The organism is Isoptericola sp. S6320L (assembly GCF_023015685.1).
Taxonomy (GTDB): domain Bacteria; phylum Actinomycetota; class Actinomycetes; order Actinomycetales; family Cellulomonadaceae; genus Isoptericola; species Isoptericola halotolerans_A.
In genome coordinates, this window is record NZ_JALKAT010000002.1 from 59128 (window position 1) to 77060 (window position 17933).

Annotated in this window: 17 protein-coding genes; 5 read left to right on the forward strand and 12 right to left on the reverse strand. The window is 72.5% G+C overall.

The window, feature by feature from the left end; genetic code table 11:
- Positions 1-17: 17 nt before the first annotated feature.
- The 5 genes from scpB to MWU57_RS01805 form a co-directional block, all read right to left on the reverse strand.
- Positions 18-686, reverse strand: coding sequence for an SMC-Scp complex subunit ScpB (gene scpB / locus MWU57_RS01785; protein ID WP_374108511.1), 669 nt, complete (start codon positions 684-686; stop codon positions 18-20).
- Positions 683-1555 (reverse strand): ScpA family protein, encoded by an 873-nt coding sequence (locus tag MWU57_RS01790; protein ID WP_246906940.1) that lies wholly within the window; start codon positions 1553-1555, stop codon positions 683-685. The genes scpB and MWU57_RS01790 overlap by 4 nt, the downstream gene beginning before the upstream one ends.
- Positions 1539-2447: a ParA family protein gene (locus tag MWU57_RS01795; protein ID WP_106269530.1), complete on the reverse strand. Its 909-nt coding sequence runs from the start codon at positions 2445-2447 to the stop codon at positions 1539-1541. Before MWU57_RS01795 ends, MWU57_RS01790 begins: the two co-directional genes overlap by 17 nt.
- Before the next feature lie 128 nt (positions 2448-2575).
- Entirely contained in the window at positions 2576-3529 is a 954-nt protein-coding gene (xerD, locus tag MWU57_RS01800) for a site-specific tyrosine recombinase XerD (RefSeq protein WP_246906942.1), read from the reverse strand.
- Between the two features lie 34 nt (positions 3530-3563).
- The gene (locus MWU57_RS01805; protein WP_246907122.1) at positions 3564-4478 is read right to left on the reverse strand and encodes a heme o synthase; all 915 of its coding nucleotides are present in this window, start codon (positions 4476-4478) and stop codon (positions 3564-3566) included.
- Between the two features lie 401 nt (positions 4479-4879).
- Here MWU57_RS01805 and tkt point away from each other — a divergent pair, with 401 nt between their 5' ends.
- The 5 genes from tkt to pgl all read left to right on the forward strand — a co-directional run bounded on the left by tkt (position 4880) and on the right by pgl (position 11534).
- Positions 4880-6991, forward strand: a complete 2112-nt coding sequence (gene tkt / locus MWU57_RS01810) for a transketolase (RefSeq protein WP_246906944.1) — start codon at positions 4880-4882, stop codon at positions 6989-6991.
- A gap of 102 nt (positions 6992-7093) precedes the next feature.
- The gene (gene tal / locus MWU57_RS01815; RefSeq protein ID WP_246906946.1) at positions 7094-8206 is read left to right on the forward strand and encodes a transaldolase; all 1113 of its coding nucleotides are present in this window, start codon (positions 7094-7096) and stop codon (positions 8204-8206) included.
- Between the two features lie 60 nt (positions 8207-8266).
- The gene (gene zwf / locus MWU57_RS01820) at positions 8267-9808 is read left to right on the forward strand and encodes a glucose-6-phosphate dehydrogenase (protein ID WP_106269505.1); all 1542 of its coding nucleotides are present in this window, start codon (positions 8267-8269) and stop codon (positions 9806-9808) included.
- Positions 9809-9837: 29 nt separating this feature from the next.
- Entirely contained in the window at positions 9838-10773 is a 936-nt protein-coding gene (gene opcA, locus MWU57_RS01825; protein ID WP_106269504.1) for a glucose-6-phosphate dehydrogenase assembly protein OpcA, read from the forward strand.
- Positions 10770-11534, forward strand: a complete 765-nt coding sequence (gene pgl / locus MWU57_RS01830; protein ID WP_246906947.1) for a 6-phosphogluconolactonase — start codon at positions 10770-10772, stop codon at positions 11532-11534. Before opcA ends, pgl begins: the two co-directional genes overlap by 4 nt.
- Positions 11535-11609: 75 nt before the next feature.
- Here pgl and MWU57_RS01835 read toward each other — a convergent pair whose 3' ends face one another.
- The 7 genes from MWU57_RS01835 to yvcK all read right to left on the reverse strand — a co-directional run bounded on the left by MWU57_RS01835 (position 11610) and on the right by yvcK (position 17927).
- Complete coding sequence (locus MWU57_RS01835) at positions 11610-11975, reverse strand: RNA polymerase-binding protein RbpA (RefSeq protein ID WP_106269502.1); 366 nt, start codon at positions 11973-11975, stop codon at positions 11610-11612.
- A gap of 108 nt (positions 11976-12083) precedes the next feature.
- A complete protein-coding gene (gene secG, locus MWU57_RS01840) occupies positions 12084-12329 on the reverse strand; it encodes a preprotein translocase subunit SecG (protein ID WP_246906948.1) in 246 nt (81 codons plus the stop codon).
- 172 nt (positions 12330-12501) lie between these two features.
- Positions 12502-13269, reverse strand: coding sequence for a triose-phosphate isomerase (gene tpiA, locus MWU57_RS01845; RefSeq protein ID WP_219885670.1), 768 nt, complete (start codon positions 13267-13269; stop codon positions 12502-12504).
- 81 nt (positions 13270-13350) lie between these two features.
- Positions 13351-14550, reverse strand: coding sequence for a phosphoglycerate kinase (gene pgk / locus MWU57_RS01850; RefSeq protein ID WP_246906949.1), 1200 nt, complete (start codon positions 14548-14550; stop codon positions 13351-13353).
- A 141-nt stretch (positions 14551-14691) separates the two neighbouring features.
- Positions 14692-15696 carry a type I glyceraldehyde-3-phosphate dehydrogenase gene (gene gap / locus MWU57_RS01855; protein ID WP_106269498.1) on the reverse strand — a complete coding sequence of 335 codons (1005 nt, stop codon included), beginning with the start codon at positions 15694-15696 and terminating at the stop codon, positions 14692-14694.
- A 246-nt stretch (positions 15697-15942) separates the two neighbouring features.
- The gene (gene whiA, locus MWU57_RS01860; protein ID WP_106269497.1) at positions 15943-16923 is read right to left on the reverse strand and encodes a DNA-binding protein WhiA; all 981 of its coding nucleotides are present in this window, start codon (positions 16921-16923) and stop codon (positions 15943-15945) included.
- A gap of 35 nt (positions 16924-16958) precedes the next feature.
- Positions 16959-17927 (reverse strand): uridine diphosphate-N-acetylglucosamine-binding protein YvcK, encoded by a 969-nt coding sequence (yvcK, locus tag MWU57_RS01865; RefSeq protein WP_246907123.1) that lies wholly within the window; start codon positions 17925-17927, stop codon positions 16959-16961.
- Positions 17928-17933 lie beyond the last annotated feature (6 nt).

Consider the following 17933-nt stretch of genomic DNA (forward strand, 5'->3'; position numbering starts at 1 on the left):
TCCTATTGTCGCAGGCGTCAGTCGGTGAGGTCGCCGACCGCCTCCACACCCGGCAGGTGCGGGGCGAGCGGCGGGAGCTCGTCGAGCGACGACCAGCCCATCCGGTCCAGGAACTCCGCCGTGGTGCCGAACAGCACCGCTCCGGACAGCGGGTCCTGCCCGACCTCGGCCACCAGTCCGCGGGCCAGGAGCGTGCGCACCACGCCGTCGACGTTGACACCCCGCACGGCGGAGACCTGACCGCGCGTCACGGGCTGCCGGTAGGCGACCACCGCGAGCGTCTCCAGCGCCGCCTGGCTCAGACGGGACGACTGGCCCTCGAGCACGAACCGGCTCACGACCTCGGCGTGCTCCCGCGAGGAGTAGACGCGCCAACCCTGCGCGCCGCGGCGCAGCTCGAAGCCCCGCGGTCTCGGGCCCGTCTCGCCGCGGTACTCCCCCGCCAGGCGCTCGAGCGCGTCGGCGACCTCCGCCGTCGGGCGGCCGACCGCGGCGGCCAACCGCTCCACCTCGACCGGCGCCTCCGCGACCATGAGGATCGACTCGAGCGCGGCCTCCATGCCGCCGGGGAGCTCGTCGACGTCGACCGGTTCCGTAGCGCTGCTCGCGCTGGACTCCGACCCGGTGCGGTCTCGTCGCGCCGCGGCGTCGGACTCGGCCGGGGTCTCGGTCTCGGTGTCGGTCATGCGACTCCCTCCACGGCGCCCTCGAACTCCTCGAACTCCTCGCCGATCTCGCCGCCGTCGTGCCCCGTCCACCGCACCGTGAGCTCACCGAGTGCCGCGACCTGGTCGAACGCCACCTGACCGTTGCGGAAGAGCTCCAGCAGGGCCAGGAACCGCGCCACCACCACGAGGCGTTCCTCGCCCGCCGTGAGGGCACGGAAGGTCGCGACGTGGTCGCGCCGCAGGAGCCGGACCACCATCGCCGCCTGCTCGCGCACGCTGACCGCGGGCGCGTGCAGGTGGCTCAGCCCGATCACGGGGGGCAGCCGGGGCTCGAGCGCCTTCGCGGCGAGCGCGGCGATCCGGTCGCCGTCGAGGGTCCAGACGAGCTCGGGCAGCATCGCCGCCAGGTGTGCCTCCATCGGCACCGAGCGCGGCACCCGCCGACCCTCCGCGGCCAGGCGCTCGGCCAGCACCGCGGAGACCTCCTTGTAGGCGCGGTACTGCAGCAGCCGCGCGAAGAGCAGGTCGCGCGCCTCCAGGAGCTCCAGGTCCTCGGCGTCCTCCTCGGCGATGCCCGGCAGCAGCCGGGCCGCCTTGAGGTCCAGCAGCGTCGCGGCGACCACCAGGAACTCGCTCGCCACGCCGAGGTCCCACGAGGGATGCTCCTCGCCGCGGCCGGCCGCCTCTCGGGAGGCGGAGTCGGCGGCCCGGATGTGTGCCATGAAGTCGTCGGTGACCTCGGCCAGCGCGACCTCGGTGACGTCGAGCTTGCGAGCGTTGATCAGGGACAGCAGCAGGTCGAACGGACCGTCGAAGTTGGCGAGGTGGACCGTGAAGGCTCCGGCCCGCGGCGGCTCCGTCCGACCGGGGTCAGGCGATGCGTCCACGGGCCACGAGCTCGCGGGCGAGCTGCCGGTAGGCGGACGCGCCGCGGTGGGTCGGAGCGTAAGCGGTGATCGGCTCGGCGGCCACCGAGGCGTCCGGGAACTTCACCGTGCGTCCGATGACCGTGTGCAGCAACGTGTCGCCGAACGCCTCGTGGACCCGCTGCACGACCTCGCGCGAGTGCAGCGTGCGCGAGTCGAACATGGTGGGCAGGATCCCGTCGACCTCCAGATCGGGATTGAGACGGTCCTTGACCTTGTCGATCGTCTCGACCAGGAGGGCGACACCGCGCAGCGCGAAGAACTCGCACTCCAGCGGGATGAGCACGCCGTGCGCGGCCGTCAGCGCGTTGACGGTCAGGAGCCCCAGGGAGGGCTGGCAGTCGACCAGGATGACGTCGTAGTCGTCCAGCGCCGGGCGCAGCGCCCGCGACAGGATCGACTCCCGGGCGACCTCTCCGACGAGCTGGACCTCGGCCGCCGAGAGGTCGATGTTGGCGGGGACCACGTCGAGCCGCTCGATGGCGGTCGGCCGGACGACGTCGGACAGCTCGACGTCGCGGTCCATGATCAGGTTGTAGACGCTCAGGTCGAGCTCGTGCGGGCTGATCCCCACCCCGACCGACGCGGCGCCCTGCGGGTCGAAGTCGACCAGCAGCACCCTGCGGCCGTACTCGGCCAGGGCCGCACCCAGGTTGATCGTGGTGGTCGTCTTGCCGACGCCACCCTTCTGGTTGCACATCGCCACGATCCGCGCCGGGCCGTGGCCCGCGCGCGTCGGAGGCTCCGGGAACTCGGGCAGCGGCCGACCCACCACGTCGGTGGCCGGTCCGTCCTCCGGCCCTCGGCCCGGGATCCCGGGCAACGTGCTCTCGGCCGTCGCAGGCTGCGTCATCGTGTCGCTCCCCCCGGGTGCGTCGCTCACGTCCGTCACGCTACACCGGCGGTGTGCCGGGCACCGGTCCGCCGCGCGGCGTGGTGGACATCGGCACCCCGGCCGACGCGCGGCCGTGCCGCGGCCCGCTACAACGCCCGCGGGTGCGTGGCGGCGTAGACCTCCCGGAGCGCCTCGGGGGTGACCATCGTGTAGATCTGCGTGGTGGTCACCGAGGCATGCCCGAGCAGCTCCTGGACCACGCGGACGTCGGCGCCGCCGGCGAGCAGGTGGGTGGCGAACGAGTGCCGCAGCGTGTGCGGCGAGACGTGCTCGGTCAGACCCGCGCGCTCGGCCGCGCCCTGCAGCACCGCCCAGGCGCTCTGCCGCGAGAGACGGCCGCCCCGCGTGTTGAGGAACAGCGCCGGGGTGCCCCGGCCGCGCGCGGAGCCCGCCGCGACCAGCACCGGACGCGCCCGGACCAGGTAGGCGTCCACGGCGTCCCGGGCGTACGAGCCGACCGGGACGATGCGCTCCTTGCTGCCCTTGCCGAAGAGGCGCACCAGGGCGTCGGACCCCACGTCGTCGACGTCCAGGCCGACGACCTCGCTGATCCGCCCACCGGTCGAGTACAGCAGCTCGAGCAGCGCCCGGTCGCGCAGACCGGCCGGCGTGTCCCCCGACGACGCGGCGGCGAGCAGCCGGGCGACGGCGTCCACGCTCAGGGCGTGCGGCAGCCGTCGTGTCTGGGTGGGCGCGGCCACCTCGGCCGACGGGTCCTCGGTCGTCAGGCCCTCTGCGCGGGCGAACCGGTGCCACCCCCGGACGGCGGCGAGGGAACGGGCGGCCGACGACGCCGAGAGCGCGCGCCCGCCGTCCGACCCCTCACGGACCGCCGCCAGGAACGACCTCACGTCGTGCTCGGTCACCTGGTCGAGCGCGCTGCGACCGGCCTCTGCCAGGTACCTCGCGTAGCGACCCAGGTCCCGCCGGTAGGCCGCGACGGTGTTGGTCGACAGGCCGCGCTCGACCCGCACGTGCGCCAGGTAGTCGCGCAGCGCCGCCTCGAGGGCGGGCTGCAGCAGATCGGCGGGAGCGCTCACGCGCCCATCATGCCCGGTCCAGGCCGCCGGCAGGTCAGAACGGGAGGAACACGTCCACGGCGACGGCGACGAACAGCACGGTGAGGTAGGTGATCGAGGCGTGGAACACCTTCATCGCACCCGGGCCGCCCCGCGAGCGCCCCTGAGCCTTGCGGAGCATGGCGACGGTGAGCCACAGGAACCACCCGCCCGATGCTGCGGCGACGACCGTGTACACCCAGGTCATGCCGGCCAGCGGCACCAGGGCGAGCGAGCAGGCGATCATCGCCACCGTGTGCCCGACCATCTCGGCCGCGACGCGGCGGTCCGAGGCGACCACGGGCAGCATCGGCACGCCGGCGTTCTCATAGTCCTTCTTGAACTTGACCGACAGCGGCCAGTAGTGCGGCGGTGTCCAGAAGAAGATGACGCCGAACAGGGCCAGCGCGGCCCAGCTCAGCGACTCGGTCACAGCCGCCCAGCCGATGAACACCGGCATGCAGCCGGCGATGCCGCCCCAGACGATGTTCTGCGAGGTGCGCCGCTTGAGGATCATCGTGTAGCCGACGACGTAGATGGCGATCGCCGCGAAGGTCAGCCAGGCGGCCGGGACGTTGACCAGCCAGGCGAACCACACCAGCGACACGACGCCCAGGGCCGTGGCGAAGATCAGCGCGCTGCGCGGCACGATCTCCCCGGTGACGAGCGGCCGACGCTTCGTCCGGTTCATCACCTCGTCGATGTCCCGGTCGAGGTAGCAGTTGAAGGCGTTGGCCGAACCGGCCGCGAGGGCGCCGCCGACGAGCGTCTTGACCACGAGCCACAGGTCCGGCAGGCCGCCCTGAGCGAGGATCATCGTCGGCACCGTGGTCACCAGCAGCAGCTCGATGATGCGCGGCTTGGTGAGCGCGACGTAGGCGCCGACGCGATCGCGCCAGGCCGCCGCGCGGGCGCCGTCGGGACGGTGCACGACGGCGCGTGTCGTCGACGAGTCGGACGTCGTGCGGCTCGGGGTGCTCACGCGCGTGATGCTTCCGTTCGCGAGGGGGTCGGTCGGGCGGCTCCATCGTACGCCGACCCGTGCGACCCCTCGTCCCCGCGCGGCGCCGACCGGGTGTGAGAAAGGTCCGGGCAGGGCCGGCCGCCGGCCCGGCGCGCGCCCACATCGTGGGACGGTCCCGAGGCATGGACGCGTCGGTCCGCCGTCACCGCTAGTGTGGAGACGCACACCGCAGGGCACTGGTGCCGTCGTGCGCACCGGTCCCTCGGCTGCGCCCGGCGACCGTCCTCGCCGCCAGAGGCGAGGCCTGCCGCGCCCGGCCACAGCAGCAGAGCTCCCGGGGCCACGCCTCGGGCAGGAAAGAGGCATACGTGAACGCGTTCGACCCCGCACTGTCGCCGCTCGAGTGGAACGAACTCGACGCGCGCGCGGTCAAGTCCATCAAGGCGCTCGCCGCCGACGCCGTCGAGAAGTGCGGCTCCGGCCACCCCGGTACGGCGATCTCCCTCGCGCCCGCCGCGTACCTGCTCTTCCAGAAGGCGATGCGGCACGACCCGAGCGACCCGGCCTGGGTCGGACGCGACCGGTTCGTGCTGTCGGCCGGGCACTCGTCCCTGACGCTGTACCTGCAGCTCTTCCTCGCCGGGTACGGCATGGAGATGGACGACATCGCCGCGCTGCGCACCTGGGACTCGCAGACCCCGGGCCACCCCGAGTACGGCCACACGCCCGGCGTCGAGATCACGACCGGTCCGTTGGGCCAGGGCCTGGCGTCCGCCGTCGGCATGGCCTACGGCGCACGCCGCGAGCGGGGCCTGCTCGACCCCGACGCCGCGCCGGGCACCTCCCCGTTCGATCACCACGTCTACGTCATCGCCTCCGACGGCGACCTGCAGGAGGGCGTCACCTCCGAGGCGTCCTCGCTCGCCGGCCACCAGCAGCTCGGCAACCTCGTGGTCATCTGGGACGACAACAAGATCTCGATCGAGGACGACACGGACATCGCGTTCACCGAGGACGTGCTCGCGCGCTACGAGGCCTACGGCTGGCACACGCAGCGCGTCGACTTCACGCAAGGCGGCACGGGCTACGCCGAGGACACCGCCGAGCTCGCCGCAGCGCTCGACGCCGCGAAGGCCGAGACGGGCAAGCCGTCCATCATCGCGCTGCGCACCATCATCGGCTGGCCTGCCCCCACCAAGCAGAACACCGGTGGCATCCACGGCTCCGCCATGGGCGCCGACGAGGTCGCCGGCATGAAGAAGGTCCTCGACCTCGACCCGGAGAAGTCCTTCCACATCGACGACGACGTGCTGGCGTACACCCGCGCCGTCGCCGAGCGCCAGGGTGACCAGCGCGCCGCGTGGGAGACCGCCTTCGAGGCCTGGCGCACGGCGAGCCCCGAGCGGGCGGCGCTCCTCGAGCGGCTCACGGCGGGTGAGCTCCCGGAGGGCTGGACGGAGGCGCTGCCGGAGTTCGAGGAGTCCACCAAGGGCGTCGCGACCCGCGCCGCCTCCGGCAAGGTGCTCTCCGCGCTGGCCGACGTCCTGCCCGAGCTCTGGGGCGGCTCGGCCGACCTCGCGGGGTCGAACAACACGACCATGGACGGGGCGACCTCGTTCGTCCCGATCGAGCACGCGACGAAGAAGTTCCCGGGCGACCCCTACGGCCGCACCCTGCACTTCGGCATCCGTGAGCACGCCATGGGATCGATCCTCAACGGCATCGTCCTGCACGGGCTCACCCGTCCCTACGGCGGCACGTTCCTGCAGTTCTCCGACTACATGCGCGCGTCGGTCCGGCTCGCCGCCCTCATGGGCATCCCGAGCACCTTCGTGTGGACCCACGACTCGATCGGCCTCGGCGAGGACGGCCCGACCCACCAGCCGGTGGAGCACCTGGCCGCCCTGCGTGCCATCCCCGGTCTCGACATCGTCCGCCCGGCGGACGCCAACGAGACGGCATGGGCCTGGCGCGGCATCCTCGAGAACCGCGACCACCCTGCGGGCCTCGTCCTGACCCGCCAGGGCGTGCCCACCTTCCCCCGCGGCACCGAGGGCTTCGCCGGTGCGGAGGGCACCCTCAAGGGCGGCTACACGCTGCTGGACACCGAAGGCACGCCCGACGTCATCCTCGTCGGCACCGGTTCCGAGGTCCAGCTCGCGGTCGAGGCGCGCGAGCTCCTCGCCGCCGACGGCATCGCCGCGCGGGTCGTGTCGCTCCCGAGCCGTGAGTGGTTCGACCGCCAGGACGCCGCCTACCGCGAGTCGGTGCTGCCGACGGCGGTCCGGGCACGCGTCTCGGTCGAGGCCGGCGTGGCGCAGGGCTGGCGGGACATCGTCGGCGACGCCGGACGCAGCATCTCGCTCGAGCACTACGGTGCGTCCGCCGACTACCAGACGCTCTACCGCGAGTTCGGCATCACCGCCGAGGCCGTGGCCGCCGCCGCCCGCGAGTCCGTCGCGGCCGTGCGCGGCGAGTAGCACCTCCGACGACGGCGGCCGGCAGGCGTCGGCCGCCGTCGTCGTCCACCATGTGACGAACGCGGTGGCGAGGCCACCGACGTCGAGGCAGGAGACCCTGAGATGACCGAGACGAACCGACCCACCCGGCGCCTCTCCGAGGCAGGCGTGTCCATCTGGCTGGACGACCTGTCGCGCGAGCGGCTCGACACCGGCAACCTCGCCGGGCTCATCGACACCCACGACGTCGTCGGCGTCACCACCAACCCCACCATCTTCGCCGGGGCGCTCTCCACGGGGAACGCCTACGACACGGCGCTGGCGGAGCTGGCCGGCACCGACGTGGAGGCGGCGGTCGAGACGATCACCACCGACGACGTCCGGTCCGCGGCCGACGTGCTGCGCGGTGTGTACGACGCGACCGGCACCGTGGACGGCCGGGTCTCCATCGAGGTCGACCCCCGGCTGGCCCGCGACACGGCGGCCACCGTGGAGACCGCCCGCCGGCTCTGGACCACCGTGGACCGGCCCAACCTCATGATCAAGATCCCTGCGACCGTCGAGGGCCTGCCGGCCATCACCGAGACGATCGCCGCCGGTTTCAGCGTCAACGTGACCCTCATCTTCTCCATCGACCGCTATCGCCAGGTCATGGACGCGTTCCTCACGGGGCTGGAGCGGGCCCGGGCCCAGGGGCACGACCTGGGGCCGATCGGTTCGGTCGCCTCGTTCTTCGTCTCCCGCGTGGACGCCGCCGTGGACTCCGCGCTCACCGACGTCGGGACGGACGAGGCCCTCGCGCTGCGCGGCAAGGCTGCGATCGCCAACGCCCGTCTGGCCTACGCCGCCTACCAGGAGGTGTTCGCCTCGGAGCGCTGGCAGACGCTGGCCGCCGCCGGGGCACAGCCGCAGCGCCCGCTGTGGGCGTCGACCGGCGTGAAGGATCCCGCCTACCCGGACACCCTGTACGTCACCGAGCTCGTGGCACCGGGCGTCGTCAACACCATGCCCGAGGCCACGCTCGACGCCTTCGCGGACCATGGAGAGATCTCCGGCGACACCGTCTCGGGCACGGCCGAGCAGGCGCTCGCCACGCTGGCGGCCGTCGAGTCGCAGGGCATCTCGATGACCGAGGTCACCGCCCGCCTCGAGGCGGAGGGCGTGTCCAAGTTCGAGAAGAGCTGGGACGAGCTGCTGACCACGACCAAGAACGGCCTCGACGCCGCCCGCGGCTGACCGTTCGCGCGACGACCACCACGCATCACCAGATCAGCACCACGAGAGAGACGGGGCACCGTGAGACCGGCCAAGATCACTGCTGAGCAGAACCCGCTGCGCGATCCGCTCGACCTCCGGCTCCCCCGGATCGCTGGCCCCTGCGGCCTCGTGATCTTCGGGGTCACGGGCGACCTGTCACGCAAGAAGCTCATGCCGGCGGTCTACGACCTCGCCAACCGCGGGCTCCTGCCACCCGGCTTCGCCCTGACCGGGTTCGCCCGCCGGGAGTGGGACGACCAGGACTTCGCGCAGATCGTGCACGACGCCGTCAAGGAGCACGCTCGCACCCCGTTCCGCGAGGCGACGTGGCAGCAGCTCAGCGAGGGCATCCGGTTCGTCCAGGGCTCGTTCGACGACCCGGAGGCCTTCGAGCGGCTGCGCACGACGGTCGAGGACCTCGACGCCGAGCGCGGCACGGGCGGCAACCACGCGTTCTACCTCTCGGTGCCACCGAGCGCCTTTCCCCTCGTGTGCGAGCAGCTCTCCCGCTCGGGCCTCTCGGAGTCCCCGGACGAGGCCTGGCGCCGCGTGGTCATCGAGAAGCCGTTCGGCCACGACCTGGAGTCCGCCCGGGAGCTGGACTCGGTCGTCTCCAAGGTCTTCGAGCCCGAATCCGTGTTCCGCATCGACCACTACCTCGGCAAGGAGACGGTCCAGAACATCCTGGCGCTGCGCTTCGCGAACCAGATGTTCGAGCCGCTGTGGAACAGCAACTACGTCGACCACGTCCAGATCACGATGGCCGAGGACATCGGCATCGGCGGGCGGGCCGGGTACTACGACGGCGTCGGCGCGGCCCGCGACGTCATCCAGAACCACCTGATGCAGCTGCTGGCTCTCGTCGCCATGGAGGAGCCGGTCGACTTCGACGCCGACGCGCTGCGCGCCGAGAAGATCAAGGCGCTGTCCTCGGTCCGCCTGCCGCGCGACCTCTCCCGCCACACGGCCCGCGGGCAGTACGCCTCGGCCTGGCAGGGCGGCGAGAAGGTCGTGGGGTTCCTCGAGGAGGAGGGCTTCAACCCGGAGTCCACCACCGAGACGTACGCCGCGATCCGGCTCGACATCGACAACCGCCGGTGGGCAGGCGTCCCCTTCTACCTGCGCAGCGGCAAGCGGCTCGGCCGGCGGGTCACGGAGGTGGCCGTCGTGTTCAAGACGGCTCCGCACCTGCCGTTCGAGAGCTCGCTGACGTCCGACCTCGGGAGCAACGCGCTGGTCATCCGTGTCCAGCCGGACGAGGGCGTCACGCTCCGCTTCGGCGCCAAGGTCCCGGGCACGGCGATGGAGGTCCGCGACGTCACGATGGACTTCGGCTACGGCCACTCCTTCACCGAGTCCTCCCCGGAGGCGTACGAGCGGCTGATCCTGGACGTCCTGCTGGGCGACCCGCCGCTCTTCCCCACCCGCGAGGAGGTCGAGCTCTCCTGGAAGATCCTCGACCCGGTCATCGCGCACTGGGCGCACAAGGGCACTCCGGAGCCGTACCCGTCGGGCTCGTGGGGCCCGCCGTCCGCCGACGCCATGATGGCCCGTGACGGCCGCACGTGGCGCCGACCCTGACCCGCCGGCACGACGAAGGAGCACCAGCCATGATCATCGACATGCCGGACACCACGACCAACGCCGTCAGCAAGCGGCTCGACCACCTCCGCGACGAGGGCGGCGCCGTGGCGCTGGGCCGTGTGCTGACGCTGGTCGTCGTCGCCGTCGAGGACGACATCGAGGCGGCGGTGGCCGCCGCCAACGAGGCCAGCCACGAGCACCCCTGCCGGGTCATCGTCGTCGCGCCCCTCGCCTCGCGCGGCACGGCCGGCCGGCTCGACGCGCAGATCCGCGTCGGCGGGGACGCCGGCGCCAGCGAGGTCGTGGTGCTGCGGTGCGCGGAGCCGCTGCGGGACCACCCCGACACGCTGGTGATGCCCCTCCTGCTGCCGGACGCGCCCATCGTCGTCTGGTGGCCCACGGGAGGCCCGGCCGACCCGGTCGCCGACCCCCTGGGCGCCATGGCGCAGCGACGGATCACGGACACCACGACGGCGAGCGACCCGGTCGGGATGCTGGGGCGGCTCGCCGCGTCGTTCACGGAGGGTGACACGGACCTGGCCTGGGCGCGTGTCACCCTGTGGCGCGGCCTCATCGCCGCGGCGATCGACCAGCCGCCCTACGAGCCGGTGACCGCCGTCCGCGTCGAGGGGCAGACCCAGCACACCTCGCTCGACCTGCTGGCGGCATGGCTCGGGCTGAAGCTCAAGTGCCCGGCGACGGTGGAACGCACCGAGGGCTCCGACGCGATCACCCGGGTCACCCTGGAGCGCCGCAGCGGGCCCATCGTCCTCGACCGCCCCGACGGCCGGGTGGTGACGATCAGCCAGCCCGGCAAGCCCGAGCGGCGCATGTCCCTGCCCATCCGCTCGCTGTCCGAGGCACTCATCGAGGAGCTGCGGCGGCTGGACCCCGACGAGATCTACGGCCAGGTGCTCGCCAAGGGCCTGGCCCGGGTCGAGACGGTCGAGGCGGTCGCGTGAGCACCCGGCTGGTCGTCGTCCATCCCGACCCCACCGTCCTCGCCGAGGCTGCCGCGGCACGCCTGCTCACGCGGATCCTGGACGTGCAGTCGGTCCGCAGCCCGGTGCACGTCGTGCTCACCGGCGGCACGGTCGGTATCAAGACGCTCGCCGCGGTCGCCGGCAGCCCGCTGCGTGCCGCGGTCGACTGGTCGGTCGTGCACCTGTGGTGGGGCGACGAGCGGTTCCTGCCGGCCGGCGACGCCGACCGGAACGAGACCCAGGCCCGCGACGCCCTGCTGGACGACCTCGTGGCCTCGTCAGGTCTGCCCGCGGGCAACATCCATGCCGTGCCGGCGCGCGGCGACGGGCCGGGCGAGGCGGAGACCGCCGAGGACGCCGCCACCGCCTACGCCGCCGAGCTCGCCGGATTCGCGGCCGGGGACGCCGCCACGCCGTCGTTCGACGTGCTCCTGCTCGGCATGGGCCCGGACGGGCACGTCGCGTCGCTCTTCCCCGAGCATCCCGCGCTCGGCGCGGCGGGCGCCGTCGTGCCGGTCCACGACTCCCCCAAGCCCCCGCCGGACCGCGTCTCGCTGACGTTCGCGACCATCGGGCATGCGCGCGAGGTGTGGGTCGTCGCCGCCGGGTCCGAGAAGGCTGCCCAGGCCGCGGCAGCGCTGGCGGACGGACCGGTGACGCAGGTCCCCGCGGTCCGTGCCGTCGGGCACGACCGCACCTTGTGGCTCCTCGACGCCGCGGCCGCCGCGGGTCGCGACTGAGTCGTCCGGCACCGACGTCCTCCGCCACGAACGACGAGGGGCGGTCCCGTCCTCGGGACCGCCCCTCGTCGTTCGTCAGCGCATCGTCGCCAGTCCGCCGGAGCGCCGGTCCCGCAACGTCGCGAGAGCCTCCTCCAGCAGGGCGGCGCCGTCCTCCTCCGACCGCCGCTCCTTCACGTAGGCCAGATGGGTCTTGTACGGCTCGTTGCGCAGCGGTGCCGGCGGGTTCGCCGCGTCCTGCCCCGCGGGGAATCCGCACCGCGGACAGTCCCAGTGCTCGGGGGGCTCCACCTGCTCCACCGCGGCGAAGCTCGGCCGTGTCTCATGCCCGTTGAGACACCAGTAGGAGACCACGGTCCGCGGAGCGATCTCGCCGCGTTCCTGCTCTCCCATCGGGCCGGCTCCGACGCGCGAGCCACGGATGGCGTGTCCAGATGCCACGTGTCGTCCTCACCTTCGACTCTGTGGGCTCACGCCCACGGACGATCCTCGTGCCCGACGGCGCCCCCACCGCCTGACGCCGCACCCCACTGAGCGGCTCTTGGTCCGTCAGCTGACCTTGGTGGCGAGTCCGAGGAGGACGATCACGACGATCCACACCAGGGCGATCCCGACCGTGATGCGGTTGAGGTTGCGCTCGGCGACCCCGGAGCTCCCGGCCGCGCTCGACATCCCGCCCCCGAACATGTCGGACATGCCACCGCCCTTGCCCTTGTGCATCAGGATGAGCAGGATCAGGAACGCACTGGTGAGCACGAGCACGACGTTCAGGAAGAGGGTCAACGCGGCGAACATGGGTGTCCTCGGTTCTCGGCCGCCTCACGGCGGGCTGACGGTGCCGGGATTGCCCGGCGGGGTCAAGACTAGGTGACGAACGCCTCCCGTGGCGAACCCCTGGCATGACCGAGGGCTGACCGCCACGAGAGGCGTCCTGGACGGACCGGCGCCGGAGCGCCGCGTCCCTGCGTCAGGCGACGTGCGACTGGTACCGCGCGATCTTCGCGAACTCCTCCGGGTCGAGGCTCGCCCCGCCGACCAGCGCTCCGTCCACGTCCGGCTGCGCCATGATCTGCGCGACGTTGCCCGACTTGACCGAGCCGCCGTACAGCACGCGCACGCCGCCGGCGACCTCGGCGTCGTAGAGCTCGGCGAGTCGGGCACGGATCGCGCCGCAGACCTCCTGGGCGTCCTCCGGCGTCGCGACCTCGCCCGTGCCGATGGCCCACACGGGCTCGTACGCCACGACGACGTCCTTCGCCTGCGCGGCGGGCACGCCGTCGAGCGCAGCGTCGAGCTGGGCGAGCGTGTAGGCCACCTGGTCGCCCGCCTTGCGCACGTCCAGCCCCTCCCCGACGCACAGGATCGGCGTGACGCCCTTGCCGAAGGCGGCCTTGACCTTGGCGTTGACGACCGCGTCGTCCTCGGCGTGGTACTCGCGGCGCTCGGAGTGCCCGACGGCGACGTAGGTGCAGCCGAGACGGGCGATCATCGCGCCGGAGACCTCACCGGTGTAGGCGCCCGACTCGTGCTGCGAGATGTCCTGCGCGCCGTAGCGCACCTCGAGCTTGTCGGCGTCCACCAGCGTCTGCACGGACCGCAGGTCGGTGAACGGTGCGAGCACCGCCACCTCCACCGCGGAGTAGTCGTGCCCGGCATCCTTCAGGGTCCAGGCGAGCTTCTGGACCGCGGCGATCGCCTCGGCGTGGTCCAGGTTCATCTTCCAGTTGCCCGCCATCAGGGGCGTGCGGTTCGTGGCCACAGTCGTGTCCTTCGTGTCGTGGTTGGTTGGTGCCGAGGAGGTGTCGAGCAGCGACGCTCAGTCGGCCAGCACGGTCAGGCCCGGCAGCTCCTTGCCCTCCAGCAGCTCGAGGCTGGCGCCGCCGCCGGTCGAGATGTGGCTGAAGCCCTGCTCGTCGAACCCGAGGATGCGCACCGCGGCCGCGGAGTCGCCACCACCGACGATCGAGAAGGCGCCGCCGGCCGTCGCGTCGACGATGCCCTGCGCGACGGCACGGGTGCCGCCGGCGAACGCGTCGAACTCGAAGACTCCCATCGGACCGTTCCAGACGATGGTTCGCGCGTCCGCGAGCTTCGCGGCGAAGAGCTGCCCGGAGTCCGGGCCGATGTCCAGCCCCATCTTGCCGTCCGGGATCTCCTCGGCGGGCACGGTCGCGTGCGGGGCGTCCGCCGCGAACGAGTCGGCGGCCACGATGTCGGTGGGCAGGACGATCTCGACGCCGTTCTCCGCGGCCTGGGCGAGATACCCCTTGACGGTCTCGACCTGGTCCTCCTCGAGCAGCGACGAGCCCACGGAGTGGCCCTTCGCGGCGAGGAACGTGAAGACCATGCCGCCGCCGATGAGGAGGCGGTCGGCCTTGGTCAGGAGGTTGGCGATGACGCCGAGCTTGTCAGAGACCTTCGACCCACCGAGCACGACGGCGTAGGGCCGCGCCGGGTCCGTCGTGGCGCGGGAGAGCGACTCGACCTCCTTGAGGACCAGGTCGCCGGCGACCGCGGGCAGGAGCTGGGCGATGTCGTAGACCGAGGCCTGCTTGCGGTGGACAACGCCGAAGCCGTCGGAGACGAACGCGTCCGCGAGCCCGGCGAGCTCGCCGGCCAGCTCGGCGCGCTCGGCGTCGACCTTGGACGTCTCGCGCGCGTCGAAGCGGACGTTCTCGAGCAGCGCCACCTGACCGTCGGCCAGGCTCTCGACGGTGGACCGTGCCGACTCGCCGACGAGGTCCGTGGCGAGCGAGACCTCCTGCCCCAGCAGCTCACCGAGGCGCGCGGCCACGGGGGCCAGGGAGAACTTCTGGTCCGGGGCGCCCTTCGGGCGGCCCAGGTGGGCCATGACGACGACGCGCGCGCCGCCGTCGGCCAGGCGCCGCAACGTGGGCAGCGCCGCACGGATACGGCCGTCGTCCGTGATGGTCGTGCCGTCGAGCGGCACGTTGAAGTCGGAGCGGACCAGGACGCGGCGGCCGCGCAGGTCCCCGAGAGTGTCGATCGTCTTCATGAGCTCACCTCGTGCAGGAAGGTCGGGTGGGGTACTTCTCGCGACACGACGACGTCCGCGGGTGCGGCGGTCCGCTCGTCACGGGGACGGGCGGACCGCGCACCCGCGGACGTCGTGGTCACACTCTGGTGGAGCAGCTCGTCAGAGCTTGTCGCCGACGAGCAGCGTCAGCGAGACGAGGGAGTTGGAGTAGCCCCACTCGTTGTCGTACCAGGAGACGACCTTGACCTGGTTGCCGATCACCTTGGTGAGCTTGGCGTCGAAGATGCTCTGGTGCGGGTCCGTCACGATGTCGGAGGAGACGATCTCGTCCTCGACGTAGGACAGGACGCCCTTGAGCGGGCCCTCGGCGGCAGCCTTCACCGCGGCGTTGACCTCCTCGACCGTGACGTCCTTGGGCGCCTCGAAGGTGAGGTCGGTGGCAGAGCCGGTGATGACCGGCACGCGCAGGGCGTACCCGTCGAGCTTGCCCTTGAGCTCCGGGAGCACCAGAGCCACGGCCTTCGCGGCACCCGTGGTGGTCGGCACGATGTTCTGCGCGGCGGCGCGTGCGCGACGCAGGTCCTTGTGGGGACCGTCCTGCAGGTTCTGGTCACCCGTGTAGGCGTGGATCGTGGTCATCAGGCCACGCTCGATGCCGATGGAGTCGTTGAGCGCCTTCGCCAGCGGGGCGAGGCAGTTCGTGGTGCACGAGGCGTTGGAGATGATGTGGTGGGCGGCCGGGTCGTACTGGTCGCTGTTCACCCCCATCACGAAGGTGGCGTCCTCGTTCTTCGCCGGGGCGGAGATGATGACCTTCTTGGCGCCGGCGTCGATGTGCGCCTTGGCCTTCGTGGCGTCCGTGAAGAACCCGGTGGACTCGATGACGATGTCCGCACCCAGCTCGCCCCAGGGGAGGTTCGCCGGGTCGCGCTCGGCGAGGGCCCGGATCTTGGTGCCGTCGACGATGATGTTGTCGTCGTCGAACTCGACCGTCTTGCCGAAGCGACCCAGCGTGGTGTCGTACTTCAGCAGGTGGGCCAGGGTCTTGTTGTCGGTCAGGTCGTTGACGCCCACGACCTCGATGTCCGCACCCGACTCGACGAGAGCGCGGTAGAAGTTACGTCCGATGCGGCCGAAGCCGTTGATGCCGACGCGGATGGTCACGATAGCCCTCCTCAGGGCGCGCCGGATCCGGACCGGCGCACACGGTTGATGCCAAACTCACGCGCGCCGTCGGCGCGCTGGAACGTACGGAGCCACCCCGGAGGTCCCGTGACGCATGGCCGGGACATCAAGTCCAGGGTCACACCGTCGTCACCTGACACCTGGGAGCCTATACCCATCCGTTGCCTGCTGCTGACTCCGGTCCCCCGTGAGACAGGTGGTCCGACCAGTGGTCGGCGACGAGGGTCAGAGGTCCAGCAGGTCCGGCGACAGACCCGCCTCGGTGTCGGGGATGCCGAGGTCCATGGCCCGCTTGTCCGCGGTCGAGAGCAGCCGCCGGATACGGCCGGCCACCGCGTCCTTGGAGAGCTGCGGCGAGGCGAGCTGCCCGAGCTCCTCCAGCGACGCCTGCTTGTGGGCCAGGCGCAGCTCGCCGGCCTCGCGGAGATGCTCCGGAACCTCGTCGCCCAGGATCTCGAACGCCCGCTGCACGCGCGCGCCGGCCGCGACCGCCGCGCGGGCCGACCGCCGCAGGTTCGCGTCGTCGAAGTTCGCCAGGCGGTTCGCCGTGCCCCGCACCTCGCGGCGGGCCCGGCGCTCCTCCCACGTCTCGCGGGTGACCACCGCGCCCATCCGGCGCAGCACCTCGCTGATGGCGTCCCCGTCACGCACCACGACGCGGTCGATCCCGCGCACCTCGCGGGACTTCGCCTGCACCCCGATGCGCCGGGCGGCACCGACCAGCGCCAGCGCCGCCTCCGGCCCCGGGCACGTCACCTCGAGAGACATGGACCGACCGGGTTCCGTCAGCGAGCCGTGCGCCAGGAACGCACCACGCCACACCGCCTCCGCCGCGTCCACCCCGCCCGAGACGACCTCGGGCGCCAGGCCGCGCACCGGCCGCCCCCGCGAGTCCAGCAGCCCGGTCTGCCGGGCGAGCGACTCCCCGTCGCGCACCACACGGACGACGTACCGGTCGTTCTTGCGCAGGCCTCCGGCCCGGACGACGATCAGCTCGCTGGCGTGCCCGTACAGGTCCACGATCGCCCGCCGCAGGCGGGCCGCCGCCGACTCCGTGTCGAGCTCGGCCTCGATCACCACGCGCCCCGAGATGATGTGCAGCCCGCCCGAGAACCTCAGCATCGCCGACACCTCGGCCTTGCGGCACGACGTCCGGGTCACCACGTGCCGGGACAGCTCGTCCTTCACCTCTACCGTCAGCGCCATGGCGTCATCCTGCCACGGGCCCGTGACGTGCGCCGTCAGCCGTGGGTGTCGCCCCCGGCCCGTGGCTCCGGCCCTTCGAAGACGTCCCGGTAGGCGGCCGCCAGCCGGAGCGGGTCGTGCCGCGGCGTGCCGTCGCCCCGCGCCACGGGACCGACGACGAGCCGGGCCCCCAGCGCCTGCGCCGCCTCCCGCAGCTCCTCGGTGTCGTCGACGGCGGACGGGTCCGCCAGGACGGCGTCGACGCGCAGCCCGGGCGCGTGCCGACGCAACGCCGCCAGGTGCTCGGGCGCCGTCAGACCGTGGGTCTCCCCCGGTTCAGCACTGAGGTTCAGGGTGACGCACCGACGCGCCGGCGTCGCGTGCAGGGCCGCCGCCAGCTCCGGCACGAGCAGGTGCACGAGGACCGACGAGTACCAGGACCCCGGTCCCATCACGACCCAGTCCGCCTCCATCACGGCGCGGACGGCCTCCGGGCACGCGGGCGGGTCGGCAGGGTCGAGCCGCAGCGTGTCGATCCTGCCCCCGCACCGGGCGACGCTGCTCTGCCCGACGACCGTCGTCGTCACGCCCTCGTCCACGACCTCGGCCTCGACGACCAGCGGCACCGACGCCATCGGCAGCACCCGGCCGCGCGCCCCGAGCAGGCGTCCGACCCAGTCGAGGCCGGCCACGGTGTCCCCGAGGCGTTCCCACAGCGAGACGATGAGGAGGTTGCCCATCGCGTGCCCGTCGAGCTCGCCGCCCGAGGCGAACCGGTGCTGCAGGAGGTCGCTCCACGTCCGACCCCACTCCGAGTCGTCGCACAGGGCCGCGAGCGCCATGCGCAGGTCCCCCGGGGGCAGCACGTCGAGCTCGTCACGCAGCCGTCCGGACGAGCCGCCGTCGTCGGCCACCGTGACCACGGCCGTGAGCCGGTCCGTCAGGAGGCGCAGGGCGCCCAGGCTCGCGGCCAGGCCGTGGCCGCCGCCCAGCGCGACCGTCCGCGGCCCCTCCGGGCCGCCGATCTCGCG